At 29.4% G+C, this 14,406-nt stretch carries 10 protein-coding genes, 1 tRNA gene and 1 pseudogene; 10 read left to right on the top strand and 2 right to left on the bottom strand.

Annotation, left to right across the window (positions count from 1 at the left end):
• Nucleotides 1-694 precede the first annotated feature (694 nt).
• Nucleotides 695-883 carry a hypothetical protein gene (locus BW926_RS14280; RefSeq protein ID WP_076447807.1) on the top strand — a complete coding sequence of 63 codons (189 nt, stop codon included), beginning with the start codon at nucleotides 695-697 and terminating at the stop codon, nucleotides 881-883.
• Between the two features lie 268 nt (nucleotides 884-1,151).
• Here BW926_RS14280 and BW926_RS13420 read toward each other — a convergent pair whose 3' ends face one another.
• The gene (locus BW926_RS13420) at nucleotides 1,152-2,210 is read right to left on the bottom strand and encodes a 3-oxoacyl-ACP synthase III family protein (protein WP_076447805.1); all 1,059 of its coding nucleotides are present in this window, start codon (nucleotides 2,208-2,210) and stop codon (nucleotides 1,152-1,154) included.
• 402 nt (nucleotides 2,211-2,612) lie between these two features.
• On the opposite strand from BW926_RS13420, the gene BW926_RS13415 reads away from it, so the two are divergent.
• From BW926_RS13415 to BW926_RS13390, 5 genes are all read left to right on the top strand, one after another.
• Nucleotides 2,613-2,697, top strand: a tRNA-Ser gene (locus BW926_RS13415).
• A gap of 861 nt (nucleotides 2,698-3,558) precedes the next feature.
• Nucleotides 3,559-4,821 (top strand): T9SS type A sorting domain-containing protein, encoded by a 1,263-nt coding sequence (locus BW926_RS13410; protein WP_076447803.1) that lies wholly within the window; start codon nucleotides 3,559-3,561, stop codon nucleotides 4,819-4,821.
• Nucleotides 4,822-5,244: 423 nt separating this feature from the next.
• On the top strand, nucleotides 5,245-6,186 hold the full coding sequence (locus BW926_RS13405) for a glycosyltransferase family 2 protein (protein ID WP_076447802.1): 942 nt from the start codon (nucleotides 5,245-5,247) through the stop codon (nucleotides 6,184-6,186).
• A 760-nt stretch (nucleotides 6,187-6,946) separates the two neighbouring features.
• Nucleotides 6,947-7,603, top strand: coding sequence for a hypothetical protein (locus tag BW926_RS13395; protein ID WP_076447799.1), 657 nt, complete (start codon nucleotides 6,947-6,949; stop codon nucleotides 7,601-7,603).
• Nucleotides 7,604-8,196: 593 nt separating this feature from the next.
• The gene (locus BW926_RS13390) at nucleotides 8,197-8,829 is read left to right on the top strand and encodes a response regulator transcription factor (RefSeq protein ID WP_076447797.1); all 633 of its coding nucleotides are present in this window, start codon (nucleotides 8,197-8,199) and stop codon (nucleotides 8,827-8,829) included.
• On the opposite strand, the gene BW926_RS13385 is transcribed toward BW926_RS13390, so the two are convergent.
• Nucleotides 8,816-11,767, bottom strand: a complete 2,952-nt coding sequence (locus tag BW926_RS13385; protein ID WP_076447795.1) for a sensor histidine kinase — start codon at nucleotides 11,765-11,767, stop codon at nucleotides 8,816-8,818. The genes BW926_RS13390 and BW926_RS13385 overlap by 14 nt on opposite strands.
• A gap of 259 nt (nucleotides 11,768-12,026) precedes the next feature.
• On the opposite strand from BW926_RS13385, the gene BW926_RS13380 reads away from it, so the two are divergent.
• From BW926_RS13380 to BW926_RS13365, 4 genes and pseudogenes are all read left to right on the top strand, one after another.
• Complete coding sequence (locus BW926_RS13380; RefSeq protein WP_076447794.1) at nucleotides 12,027-12,275, top strand: hypothetical protein; 249 nt, start codon at nucleotides 12,027-12,029, stop codon at nucleotides 12,273-12,275.
• A gap of 731 nt (nucleotides 12,276-13,006) precedes the next feature.
• A complete protein-coding gene (locus BW926_RS13375) occupies nucleotides 13,007-13,441 on the top strand; it encodes a transposase (RefSeq protein WP_076447792.1) in 435 nt (144 codons plus the stop codon).
• Nucleotides 13,442-13,452: 11 nt separating this feature from the next.
• Nucleotides 13,453-13,785 (top strand): hypothetical protein, encoded by a 333-nt coding sequence (locus BW926_RS13370; protein WP_076447809.1) that lies wholly within the window; start codon nucleotides 13,453-13,455, stop codon nucleotides 13,783-13,785.
• Between the two features lie 47 nt (nucleotides 13,786-13,832).
• Nucleotides 13,833-14,406, top strand: a pseudogene (locus BW926_RS13365) (hypothetical protein); the annotation flags it as partial.

Here is a 14,406-nt window from a genome sequence, read left to right as displayed (position 1 = left end):
TAGGTCGCCGCCAGTTTTTATTTTAAAAGTCTCATAGATGAAGTTCTGTGAGACTTTTTTGTTTTTTGAGCCTGCCCAAATTATCTTTGCCTATTTGCCTATTTGCCTATTTGCCTATCATTACGAGGGTGCTCCGTAGGTGCGAAATGTTAATGGCACAGGATTCTGTCATCTTTAACAGAGCCCTGAAAGGACGAATATAAATTCCTATGCTTCTTTCTTTCTTTATTTATGATCTTTTTATCAAATCAGTTTTACTTATTTTGTTTTAAGATCATATAGGAAATATTTTTAAATAACGAACCTTGATAATTTTCAAACCATCATTCCACCTTTCATATTGAAATATTTTTACTTTTTCTTATATAAAAGCATTTTAAAATTTTTTAATGAAAGAGTTTCCAGAAAATTAACAATTTTGAGCTGCAAAAATCAGAACTAAATTTGGGAAGCATAAGCAAAGATAAACTAGAGAATGGATTCACCTCATTTGAGCCAAGACAAATAAGGATTTTCTATAAGATTTGATTTAGGATCTTTAAATTGATCATAAAACGATTGAAAAGAGACTGTCAATGGTGACAAATTAGCCCATAGCAGAACAAGAGGTGAAGCGGTAGGATATCAGGGAAGAAAATCATCCAAAACCAGTATTTGTATTTTCCTTTGTGATAGCCAGGGACAAATGCTCTCAATGGGAAATCCTATAAGCGGAGAGTATTATGACTTGTTTCGTATTAAGGAAATTCTAGATGATATTCTCGATCTTCTGAATGATGCTGATATAGAGTATAAAGGATTATTTCTTAATTCAGGTTCTGGTTTTGATAGTGAAAAATCCAGAGATTTTCTGAGTCAAAAAAGAAATTATCTGAAATATTAAAGAGAATCCTTGTAACGGAGATGCTAAGTATGAAAAATATTTTTGATTCTAAGCCGTATAAAAGAAGATTCAAAATAGAAAAAGCGAATGCTTGGCTTGATAGCTTCAAGGCTTTATTATTAAGATTCGAGACTTTGAATATAACCTGGAGAATCTACATTTTTGACTTTTTCTATTTTGTTCTTAAGAAAAATTAAAGTTTAAACAGGTTTGTTATAATAATATTTTGCGTTTCTAAAAAATCGACGATTTACCAAAATTTTTTAAATTAAAATTTATATACAAAAGCATTAATATTCATTCCTGCACCTACTGATGCAAATAGAACCACGTCATTTTTGTTAATTTGGTGGGCATCCAGTTCACCTTTTAATATCATTGCTAGTAAAGAAGGTATTGTTGCCACACTACTATTTCCTAGCTTATCAATAACCATTGGCATTATATTAGGAGGAAGTGGAGTATTGTACAACTGATAGAATCTTTCTACAATGGCTTCATCCATTTTCTCATTTGCCTGATGAATGATTATTTTGTTAAGATCATTAATTGAAAATTTGCTTTTATCAAGACATTGCTTCATGGCTTCAGGAACTTTGAGTAGGGCAAATTCATAGATTTTCCTTCCGTCCATTTTGATATATTTTGTGTCCTGACAGCTTTCATTATTATATGATTTTCCAAAATATAAATAATCTTTTTCCTTAAACGTATAGGATGCCGATAAATGTGACTGTACCCCTGAATTATCCTCAGAGATCTCTAAAACTACTGCTCCGGCACCGTCTGCATAGATCATGCTGTCTCTGTCATGAATATCAACAACCCTAGAAAGTGTTTCTGCACCGATTACCAGACATCTTTTTGCTATCCCGGATCTGATAAAAGCATTTGCCTGAATAATACCCTCAATCCATCCGGGACAACCAAATAAAATATCATAAGCCACACAAAAATTATTTTTAATTTTTAGTAAATGTTTTACACGAGAAGCCAAACTCGGAACCATATCCGATTGAATGGTGCCGAATTTTACATCTCCAAAATTGTGCGAAAATATGATGTAATCTAATGTTTCAGGATCAATTCCGGCATTTTTTATTGCTTCCTGTGCGGCAATTAATCCTAAATCCGAAGTTACTTCATTACTGTGTGCATAACGTCTTTCTACAATTCCTGTGATCTTCTGTAATTTGCTGGTTATTGATGCGTTATCTTCTTTCAAAACATCGCCCTTCTCATTAAAGAAAACATGCTTGTCGAAAAATAAATTAGTGATGGTCTCAGAAGGAATGTAATTTCCCACGCCGATGATTTTACTTGTCATTTTAACTTAAATTTCGATATTGATTAAACGAATAATTATGTAAATCTATTAATTAAAACGCAGAAAATATAAAAAATATTTAAAATTGAATAAAATTAATAAAAGGATTGCATAATATTTTATGCAAATATCTGTAAATCTAAATAATAAAACTACTGTAATCAAGAAATTATAGTGGCTTTAAGGGGTAATAAAAAAAATAAATCCTTGTTTAGAAAATGGCTTGACGTTAGGGTTACGATTCTTTTTAAAGAATCATTTTTAGTTTTTAAATTATTGGATTGTTTTGATTCATCTAATGAATAATAAATATTCTCTTCAAATTTATAAAAAACATTTTGCCGGTATTAAAAAACTTTTTATATTTGCTCCACTAAAAATGATGGTAGAATCGGAGTTTATGGAGAGTTGGCAGAGTGGTCGATTGCGGCAGTCTTGAAAACTGTTGACTGTAACAGGTCCGGGGGTTCGAATCCCTCACTCTCCGCAAGTTAGGGAAACAAATAAAATCAAAAGCCTTTAAATTTGAATTTTTAAAGGCTTTTGTTGTTTAAAATTAAAAAGATAGATTTACAAGTTAAATTGACTAAATATGCTCAGCTAATGAGATCTTAATTGTTTGTTATTTGTTTTGTAATCAAAACAGATTGTAAAAAAAAATAGTAAAAATCATTTTGCGGTGAATTTAAAGAGTTTTCGATTGTAAAGCAAAATACAAAATGATAAATAAAAAACTACATAATTCTAAAGAATGCATTATTCCTATGCAGAGCTCTATAACAAAGCTTTTTTAAGAAATAATTCGGCATTTTCTGTTATTTTATTACTAACCTACATTTTACTAGCAATAATAAATACTTTATAAAAAACTTTATTTAAGTGTATTATCAATATGCATAATTTCGGAATTATATCGGTTCGGGTTTGGTAAATTACTAAATTTTAAGCCGGAGTTTACTATAATTAAAATAAAAGCAAAACCCTCAAGATTAATATATTTACTTGAGGGCAAGGGCTAATTTGAAAGTGCAAAAAATTTTGAGATTTGATGTTCGTTAAATCTCTACTTATGAATTGTTAGATTTTCAATGATAAACTTTAGTACTATAGATGTCAATGAATGATCCATATTTTTAGAATTCCTATTACCAATAACTGCTTGGGAAGGCTTTTGTTTTATACTTTGCAAAATAAATGTAAAAAATACATACGAAATGTAGTTTTAATTGCTTAGTAAACCATCAATGGCTTATACTTAATAAGTATAAAAACTACATTAAATACAAATAAATACTACAATTCTTGAGCGTATATAAGCTTAATTTTGCCGCGTTTATTATAAAACGTTATGAAGAAAATAATTTTACAAACGTGTGTAGCAATATCTTTATTGCTACATTCAAAGTCTTTTGGTCAAGCTTATCAGCTCAGTGGTAATCCAATAAATACTACTGGATGGGATATAGTACCCTCAGCAGTACCAAATAATGACTTTATTCAATTAACTACTGATCAGAAATTTGTAGTAGGTGGTGTTAAACTCAATTCACCTATTAATTTAAATTATTGTAAAACATGGAAGGTAGAATTTGATTTTAGGATTGATGGCAATGGAACATATGCACATGGAGACGGAATAGCATTTTGGTATCTGGCAAATCCTCCAGCTAACTATGTTTCTGGTCAAGGGCTTGGTATTCCAGATAATGCACAGGGTTTAATGGTTGCTTTTGACTGTTATAATAATACCAATGATACAGAAATGAGCAAATTACATATTTTGTACGGAATGAATAGTGGGAATATAGAATTTAGCAATATAGCTGGAAGCACATTCCATTCGCCAGACCTTTACAGTACTCATTCTTTTATAGGGTCAACATACAAACACGTAGAAATAACGGGAAATACTAATCCTTTAAATCAAAACCTTACTCTACAGGTTATTATGGATGGAAATGTAATTTGTAATCAAACTTTTGTACCTTCAGGTGCAGCTGCTTCAATGACTCAAGGTTACTTTGGCTTTTCTGCATCTACAGGAGGTGCAACTGCACGGCAATCTATTAAAAATGTGAAAGTTTTTATGAATAGAGTTAATCTTTTGCAACAGTATGTGAACGTACCTGTTGCGGCAGGAACTACAAATATAGATCTTACATCTTATAAAAATCTTCTGGTAAGTAATCCATCAAACTATATTTATAATTACTCCGTTTATAACGGACTAACATTTACACCTATTTCAAATCCAAACAATTATTTACTAACAAATAATGTAGCCCTTTTTGCGGTTGATGTTATAGACCCCACGGGGAATATGTGCAGTAATACCGGCCAATTACAAATAACAAGAGCTACATTAGGAACAAATGAATCAAATCTGGCTCCGTCGGCAAGTATATTTCCTAATCCGACAAAAGGGATCATCAATATCAAAACTAATAAAAAAATTAAGTTATTAAATATTTATGATGCTTCAGGAAGATTTTTGACTAAAACTTTTAATTCAGATAAAATAGATATATCATCTTATGATAAGGGCTTATATTATCTTCAGGTAGACTTTACAGACGGATCCTCCACCAGAGAAAAAATTATTAAGGAATAACCTGTCTTTAATCCACTTATTAATTTTGTGAAATTTAGTAAAACAGGAAACCCGCCTTCGGGTTCCTGTTTTTTTGTATTTATCTTATTATATAAAAAATTCTTAAGTTAAAATATCAATATCAGGTTTAGAATCCTGCAGTCCCTTAAAAATTTATTCAAAAATATCCTAATTGAATTATAAATATTTGCTCGTGCTTTATTTGTTTGCAATTTTCTTTTAAGTAACAGCTTGTAGTATAGACTAATTAAGGTTTATTGTGGCTTTGGATGCGGTTTTGTAGTAATTGTACTACTCCTAAGGCCGGCTGGATGCTTTATTTTAGCATAATAATACTTATTTGCACACCATCTATACTTAATAAGATAGTATAATTTGCAAGGACTTATAAAAACTAGTACCATAAAAATGTTTTAGATAGAAATGAAAATATCTGTAATAATTCCTGTTTATAATGCCGAAAAGTTTATTGTCAATGCAGTGGAATCAGCTTTACAGTTTGAAGAAGTATATGAAGTACTGCTAATAGAAGACGGCTCACCCGATAATGCATTGCAGGTTTGTCAAAAACTTGCTGAAAAATATGAAAAAGTAAAATTATTTCAGCATCCCGATAAAAAAAATCACGGTCCCGGAAAAAGCCGTAATGTAGGAATAATAAATGCTAAAGGAGATTTTATTGCCTTTTTAGATGCGGATGACTATTATCTTCCCAATCGTTTTGATGCAGAAAAAGAACTTTTTAAGAACGCAAAAATAGATGGAGTTTACGGGGCTCTGGGTGTACATTATTATACTCAAAAAGCAAAAGATCAGTATTACAATATTTTTAAAAATAACCTTACGACGGTTTACAGAAAATATCATCCCAAAGATGTTTTTCCGGGGCAGCTGAATATGATCGGAAGCTTTGGACTTTTCACTTTGGATGCATTAACGGTCCGGAAAGAAGCTTTACTTTTAAAAATAGATTCACTGTTTAAACCGCATCTGAAATATCATGAGGATACTGAATTCTTGTTCCGTCTCTCTTATTATCTTAATCTTTATCCTGGTATTTTGGATGAAGCCATTGTAATGAGAGGCGTTCATGAGAATAATAGGATTACAAAAGTAGATACTAAAAAAATAGACCCTGCTACTACAAGGATTTTATTATGGAAAGAAATCTACGAGTGGGCAGAAAATGAAGAAGGAATTGATGAAACTATAAGATTACATATCAAAAGAATGTACCGAAGTTTTGAAATTGCTAATTCTAGTACAGTAAATAAATGGAAAATGATTGTAAAATATTTATTTAAAGACTATTACAGCATTCGTTCAGGTCTTTATAATATTAATTTCAGGAACAGGATATATTAAATAAGAATATATTATTACGTTTTAAGCTGAAAATTAAAGTCGTTAACTTAATAAGATATATATGATAATGATAAAGCTTTTTTTAGTTCTAATGATTCAGACAATTATTGCTGGAACTCAAATTCAGACAAGCTCCAACGCAAAGAATATATTTTTTATCATGACCTTTCCGGAAGAGATCTTAATGGTGAAAAAGGTATATCTACATAATTCTATTAATGAATCAATGGTATATAATTACGAAATCTTTGGAGAGCTTTCAGATGTTGCTAAAGAAAAAACAACTCTGAGTCTTCATAAAAAGGAATTATTAAAATCAGATAAAAATCCTTTTTATTTGATAATCCTATTAATTCTGCTTTTTTTTCTCCTACTTGTTTTATGTTTGAAAATTTTTTTAACAAGGTCGGAGGAAGATTGAATTTTATTTTTAACTGTATTTAAATATCCTTACACGTGATAATAAATCATTTAAAGGTATTTTATAAAATATTTATCGAAGGAAAATAATTTCTTTCTTTAGTTATTGAGTATACGCTGAGTTTTAATTATAGATTATCATATATAATTTTCTGCTTTTTATAGTCTAATTTTACAAATTAAGTAGTAAAATGTTTTTTTATTTTGTAGTTTTTGTATGACAATTTCTATTAAATAATACTACATTTGAATGTTTCTGATTCATATATTTTTGTATAAATAAAACTTTGATTAAAGTTTTAAATTAATAAAAATAAACACAACAAACAATTTAATTTTCATGGTTAAAAAAATTATTTCGGCTGGTATGATTGCTACCATTACTCTATTCAGTACTACAATAGTAAAAGCACAAACAGCATCTTCTTCATCGGTTGCTAAAGCTATGACTGAAAATTTAAACTATTTACATCTTACAGAAACGCAGGCTAATAAAGTGATGTATGTCAATAAAGTCGCTGCAGAAGCTTTTGATGCGCTTGATGACAAAACCATTGGTCATTCAGACACAATTGATAGTAAATCAATCGCGGATCAATTTGTAGGAATATTGGGGCAGAGAGATAAGTCATTAAGTGCAATACTTACTTCAGAGCAAATGAACGCCTTAAAACAAAATAGAGTAGAAGAAATGGCGAGTTTCAGAACATTTGTAATGATTCCAATGCTTGATCTTACTGAGAGACAAACACAAAAGGTTTATAATCTCAACCTTAAAGGAGCGGAGGCTGTAAGCAAGGCTTTTGGAAAACATATTGGAAAGAAATATATAACACCAGAAACTGCTAATAGCAAAAAAGCGTCTGATATTATTTCCGGCAATATGAATGCACTGAATAAGGATTTCAAGAATATATTGAGTCCGGAACAATTCAAAACGTATAAAAATAATCAAAAGTTAATTAAGGAACTATTAAAAACAAGTTTGAGTATATAGCAATGCAATTTTAGATTTAATAGAAAAATTATTTAAGGGGGCTTTTATATAATGAATAATTGCTTAGGCTATATATTTTTGAGAAGTAAAATTAATTAAAAACTAGTATACTATTAAGAGCAAAAGATTGTTCTTAATAGTTATACAATGTTTAAATATCATTAGTTTTTTAATATAATTAAAAGACGTTTATCATTCATAAATATCTAAATATTCATTTATAATCCCATTCGAAAGATGGGATTATTAATCTGTTTATCATATTGTGTATATGTATTGTTTTCAATAATATAACTGATAGATTTAAGCTATAATGTAGAGTTGTCAGTAATTTACTTTAAAGATAATCATGAATAATGATTAAAATCACTATTGCTAAAGACCTTAATCACTTAGATTAATTAGGTTTTTTTGTAATTTTGGTTAAAACTTTTATATCATGATTACCTTCCCCCTTAAAAAACTCTTATGTTATTGGCTTGTTTATCCAAATTACCACAATCAATATGTTTTCGGTTTAAATCTAAAATTACTTTTATTGTAATTGTTATTAGTTCTATATTTTATTTTCACAAAAAAGATGATTAAACAAGATGGATATTACGAAAAAAAAGATTCTAATAGTTGATGACCACTGTGTTGTAAGACAAGGGATGGTTTTAATGATTAGGAAATACTTTGGAAATACTCAGGTTCTCGAAGCTTCCTCTATTAATGAAGCAAAAAAAATAGTTAAAAATATTGATGTTGATTACGTCATACTAGATATTAATTTTCCTGATGGCAACAGCTTACATTTTGTTGAAAACTTGTCAACAGAGAATAGTGCCCTTAAGATACTAGTATTCTCGGCATTGGAAGAAAGTACGTACGCTTTTAAATTCCTCAGTGCTGGAGCGCATGGTTTTTTGAGTAAGCTACTGGAAGAAGAAGCTTTTGTAAAAGCACTGCAGCGTTTTTTTGAATCGGGTAAATATCTTAGTGAGGATCTTAAAGACAGGCTTTTGGATAACATCTCACGTAAAAAAGGAACCAACCCGCTTGAGTCACTTTCTTCTAGAGAATTGGAAATTGCAAGACTGTTATATTCCGGCCTTTCCAATAATGATATTGCGTATCGTCTCAATATTCATAAATCTACGGTAAGTACTTATAAGACAAGAATTTTCGAAAAGCTTGGAATATATAATATTCCCTCGTTAGTTAATTTCCTTAATTTACATTAAATATAATAAAAATTTTGGTACCCACATTTTTTGTACTTTCAATAACAATTGTACAATCAATGAGGGGTATCAATTCTTTAATAAATCTATATCCTAAATTTGATTCTTCAGAAGAAATTGGCTCATTTAGTTTTTTGATTTCTTTCGGAGACATACCAATACCTGTATCTTCTATTACCAATTTGTACTGATTATCTTCTTTCAGATCGTAAATTAATATAGAGCCATTTTGATCAGTATATTTAATAGCATTATCTAAAATATTGTGAACTATAATACTAAGCACATCAGGATTAGTCTTTATAATTTTTCTTTTACCAATTTTATTTACTATACGAAGCGCTTTAAATTCAGCAGCATTTTTAAAAAGACTTATCCTTTGCTTTATAAAATTGTAAAGCTTTACATTTTCCTTTGCTTTATAATTATCGTATACAAATATTTTATTATACTTAATGGTTGAATCTATGAAATCAATGATTCTGTCTGAAGATTCGTAAATGGAATTCAGAGCTTTTTTTTGCTCAGTATCGTTAGTATTTTCCATTAAGTATCCTGCACTTAATTTGATAAATTTGATTGGACTTTTAATATCATGGCTTATTGATGCAATAAATTTTTTTCTTCTGTAAAGCTGTGCATACAATTCTTCTCGTGTAATAGATAACGAAGTTATGGTTTTCTTTAGTTCTGAAGTATGTTCTTCAATTTTTTGATTCAAAATTCTTTTCTCTTTTTCAATTTTCCTTAGCCTAAGCTTGTAAAGCATGTATAAAATTAATAGAAAGATCGCGCATGCAGACATTTTAAATAAGACAGTTTCCCAGAATGCTGGCTTCACATGTAATGAAAGTGATTTATAAATGTAAGCTGATGAGAAATTTTTCAGTTTTCTGAAGCTTATTAAATGTTTTCCCTTCGATAATGAATTTATATTAAGTGTTTTATTGTCGGCAAGTAATTCCCATTGATTATCATCAATACGATATTCAATATAATTGTTGTCCAGATTCCCATAGTCTGGATAATCTATAAAAACTTTCATATAGCCAAATTTTCTGTCGATATTTATTGTTCTATTATTAATTGGAATTTCTTTACCATTAATAATAAATCTATCCATATAATAAATTTCGTTGGAAAGAATAGGTTTTGAAGCCTTTGTATTTATATATATTAATCCATTCATGGATGGAAAGATGATGTAATCCCCTTGTTTAATACCATTTGTATTGGCACCACCATTAAATTCCGTGGTAGAAAGACCGTCATTTTTGTTGTATTTATGAATATAAATTTTTTCTTTCCTGCCTAAAAAACAGTCTACAAGATCTTTCTTTTTGACTTGGAATAAACCATTGTTGGAAGAAATCCAATAATATCCATAATTATCTTCAAGTACACAGTGGGCAAATAAAAATGACTGGCTAAGGTATTTTGGTGGGAAATATACTTTTCCGTCCTTATAAAGATATAATCCTTTGCCATATGTTTCCACCCAGATCAATTTATCACCATTACTATTTATGCTCCTGAAGTTGATTTTATCAATAAGTGTTTTTATGATTCTTTTTTTCTGATTGAAAAGAAAAAGACCTTTTTCTGTTGCAAGTAAAATTTCGTCTTCATTTATCTGAAAAGAGTTTCTTACAGAATATTTTGTATAGTAAAATTCTTTTTGAATAATTTTTTGATTCTGAATAATAATGTATCCAAATTTATATTTTCCCTTTTCCCAAAAAGATATCCAGATTTTACCATTCTTTCCCTTGCTAATACTATAGATGCTTGAACTAGAAACTTTAAAATCTAATAGTGTACTGATTTTATTATTATTATATAAAATAATTTTATTCTCCCTTTTGATGAGAAATTCCGAATGTGGTCTAAGCGTAATAATTCCGTAAGGATCAATCTCTTCATTAAATGACAGCTTTTTACAATAACCATTTTTATTGAAGACCTCACCCCGCGCTGTTATTAAATGGTTTTTATCATATTCTGCTAAGGCGTAGAAAATATTATTACCTAGGGAGGGAGAAGCAACTGCTGTTATGAAATTTTTTCTAACCATCAGCAATCCATTTGATTTTGTACCAAGTAATAACATATTATTTTTTCTATCATAATATAAGCAAGAAATTACAATTTGTTTTAGCTTTTTATCATCGTACAAAACTGATAAAACAATATTATTGTTTACATATTCGAGCAAATATATTTTATTGTTATTTCTTATTAGGGTTTGTTGGTTTGCATTATTTACAAAAATGGCATAATCTGATGCCTTTGTAATACCAGTTGTATATTTTTTTATTTGTCCTGTCCTGCAAATTTGTTCAATAGAAGAAGGATCTTTAAAATAAAATAATTGATTGCCGGATAGAAAGAAATTATAATAAAAATAATCTTTGAGTTTTCGTATATATTGGGTTTTAATACTGTTGTGGTAATATAGATTATAGCCTTCTAATATATAATACTCGTTTTTGGTGATAAAATAATAGAATCTTTGCTGTTTAACACTTTCTGAATTATTTTTTAAAATTTTATACAAATTTTCTGTTCCAAACTTTTTTACTTTCAGGTTATTTGGCTCAATGGAAAAACTACGTTTACTAATGATAGAAGGGATTTCACCAGATTGAAAAAAAGTAAAGAGCCAATCATCCTCTGCTGCACCGTCTATCAGCATAGTTCTGTTTTCAACGTTTGGGATATCACTATCATATATTTTGAAATCTTTACCATCAAATCTTACAATTCCATTTTCTGTAGATAACCATATAAAGTCATATTTGTCTTGTACTATTGACTTGATAGTATTTTGCGGTAACATATTATCTTCGGTAGTATACCATTTTTCATAATAATTTGTTTGCTGTTGGCCTTTATATAAAAAGCATATCAATGTAAGTAATATGTTTATGGTTTTCATCATTCTTAGATTTGCAAATAAAAAAAAACAGAGTAATAAATAGAGTAGTATTAGTTTTATGTGATTAAAACTAAATATTACGCTTATTACATAATAGTTCTATAAATAGTCGTTTTTAGTTATTTTATATTTGTAATAGTCATTGATAAACAATATGTTTTAAAATTAATTAAAATATTTAATAAACTTTACGGAATTTAGGATTTTTTTCATAACCGAATAGTTTATTTGTCTGTTAACTAACAACTAAAAACTGCCGATGAAAACAATTTTTAAAAGAATAATGATTATGAATGCTATTGCATTATCATTTATGATATTCGACCAAATAGGGATAAATAATAATGATCCTCAAGTTAGTCTTGATGTTATCACTAAAAGTATAGATGGTGATAGAATAAAAGATTTGATAGTTTCTAGATTGACAGGAGGCCACATTAAATCAGCGGATAGTAAATCGGATGGTGCTAGCAAAATTACTGGTACGGTTTATTGTAAAGGACAATGATGTATTAGGTACGGAATAATGGTGCCAAATAATAGTGCTACAAATAGATATAAGCTCTTCAAATATACATAATATTTAATAAAAAGTAACGAGTCTTATGTCTGTTACATCAGATACAGATGTTCAAAATGCTACGAAGACTGCCTTTGGAAATCTTTCGGTGTGATAGGATTACCTGCTAATATAGCAGATACAGTAAACTTAATTCAGTTGGGTCCTTCACGTACTACTTTAGATGAATTTGATGGATATGGCTCCAATACTATCATTTCAAAGTATACAACAACTACGGTGAATGCCAACAACTGCATTGGATGGCTAGCCCGACAGTTAATAGAAATATAACCTTTTTTATAGAAAAATTATAAATATAGATCACATTAATATGAGGTTAACTATTTGTAAGTCTGATAGTAAAAGATAGTAACGTGCTGTCGTAATAACAATCTTAATTTATTATTTATGTTACAATTTTTGTATTTGATTGGTCAATCAAAACCAATTAGGCCGAAGAAGTAATTTTAAAGACTGCCCTAGCTTTTTTTCATCATCATTTAAAATTATTTTTCGCTAGGGCATTCAGTTTTAGGACTAGATTGTAAAATGACATTTATATTTTAGTTGATAATCCATCAATATTAATATATCACAGATATAATAAACAACAAGAAAGCTTGTCGAACTAAGCTCAACAGAAAAAGATAATTAATTTAAATATTCAAAAAATAAATATGAAATCGGTTAAAGTAGTTGTTATTGGAAGTCTTATTGAAGAAAGAGTAAAAGAAATCGAAATAGGAATGGATCGTATATGCAATTTTTTTAAATGCAGTGTATCAGACATTGAGTCAGTCTATAAATCGAAAAGCATTGATTCTGATATGCTTTTGAAATGGAGTAAACTGCTGGAGTACGATTTTTTTAGAATATATACTCAGCATCTTGTTTTATATTCACCTATGGCAAATACTCTGGTCAGGAAACAGACTAATAAAGTTTCAAAGCTTCCAAGATTTCGGAAAAATATTTATACAAAAGATCTGATCGCCTTCATATTAAAAATGGAAAAAACTGGCAAGATGACAAAAAAGCAGATAATAGAAGAGTATCGGATACCAAAAACTACACTTTATAAATGGATAAGTAAATATGATCAAATAGTATGAGTTTACATAGTATGAAAAATGAAATAAAGCCTAATTATAGAAGAATATACTCTGATATAATCGAAATTAAATTCCATGATAAAAAGAGAGATTTTGATCATTTATTAAAAGAAAATATGACAGCATTGGAAATCATGGAACTTGACAGGACATTATTTGGTGAGATCGAGGATCAAGATACTGAAATATTTAATCAGAGCCATAGATCTTATGATAAAAATACCATTTTGAAAATATTGAATTATCAAAAAGAATATAATCTAAATAATTCGCAATTATCAAATCAGTTTAAAATTAGTAGAACCACAATAACTAAATGGAAAAAATTCCTGAAATTTATTTAAAATCAAGATAATTTAAATTAATTAACACTATTTAACACATTATAGAGATGAAAACAACAGTTGTTTTAGCCGTACTTTTACCGGCAGTGTATTATTCCCAGGTGGGCATAAATACATCTAATCCTCAAGCTTCTTTCCATGTAGATGGTGGCAAAAACAATGCTTCGACCGGAGCTCCCACCACAGTGCAACAATCTGATGATTTTGTAGTATCAAGCCAGGGGACAGTAGGTATTGGAATTGCCAATCCTGCAGCAAGACTCCATTTATATAATCATATTGCCGGATCAAACATTAATGATGATTATCTGTTTGATGATGAAAGTCCAATTTCGAATGGGCATGAATTGATCCTGCGTCGCTCTAATGCCGGAGTAAATTTATTAAATGACAATGTTATTGGCTCAGTATTATTTAATGCAAGGGTTAATGGAAGTTTTGGTTATGCTGGAGCAGGTATCATGGGCATCCATAGAGGAAACGGAACAATTCAAAATAACGCATTGGCTTTTCTTATTAATAGCAGTAGTGAAGCTGGGCGTTTTGATGAATTTGGAAATTTAGGAATTGGTGTAGCAGCACCTAAAAATTTACTTCATTTAGGAGGTGCAGTAGGAAGCA

This window comes from Chryseobacterium sp. RU37D, from assembly GCF_900156075.1.
In the GTDB taxonomy this organism is placed as follows: domain Bacteria; phylum Bacteroidota; class Bacteroidia; order Flavobacteriales; family Weeksellaceae; genus Chryseobacterium.
This window is presented reverse-complemented; position numbering and strand designations above follow the sequence as displayed.

Coding starts and splice junctions, on each gene's coding strand:
- BW926_RS13370 (WP_076447809.1), top strand. CDS start 13,453: ATGAAAAATGAAATAAAGCCTAATTATAGAAGAATATACTCTGATATA.
- BW926_RS13390 (WP_076447797.1), top strand. CDS start 8,197: ATGGATATTACGAAAAAAAAGATTCTAATAGTTGATGACCACTGTGTT.
- BW926_RS13375 (WP_076447792.1), top strand. CDS start 13,007: ATGAAATCGGTTAAAGTAGTTGTTATTGGAAGTCTTATTGAAGAAAGA.
- BW926_RS13405 (WP_076447802.1), top strand. CDS start 5,245: ATGAAAATATCTGTAATAATTCCTGTTTATAATGCCGAAAAGTTTATT.
- BW926_RS13380 (WP_076447794.1), top strand. CDS start 12,027: ATGAAAACAATTTTTAAAAGAATAATGATTATGAATGCTATTGCATTA.
- BW926_RS13395 (WP_076447799.1), top strand. CDS start 6,947: ATGGTTAAAAAAATTATTTCGGCTGGTATGATTGCTACCATTACTCTA.
- BW926_RS14280 (WP_076447807.1), top strand. CDS start 695: ATGGGAAATCCTATAAGCGGAGAGTATTATGACTTGTTTCGTATTAAG.
- BW926_RS13385 (WP_076447795.1), bottom strand. CDS start 11,767: ATGAAAACCATAAACATATTACTTACATTGATATGCTTTTTATATAAA.
- BW926_RS13410 (WP_076447803.1), top strand. CDS start 3,559: ATGAAGAAAATAATTTTACAAACGTGTGTAGCAATATCTTTATTGCTA.
- BW926_RS13420 (WP_076447805.1), bottom strand. CDS start 2,210: ATGACAAGTAAAATCATCGGCGTGGGAAATTACATTCCTTCTGAGACC.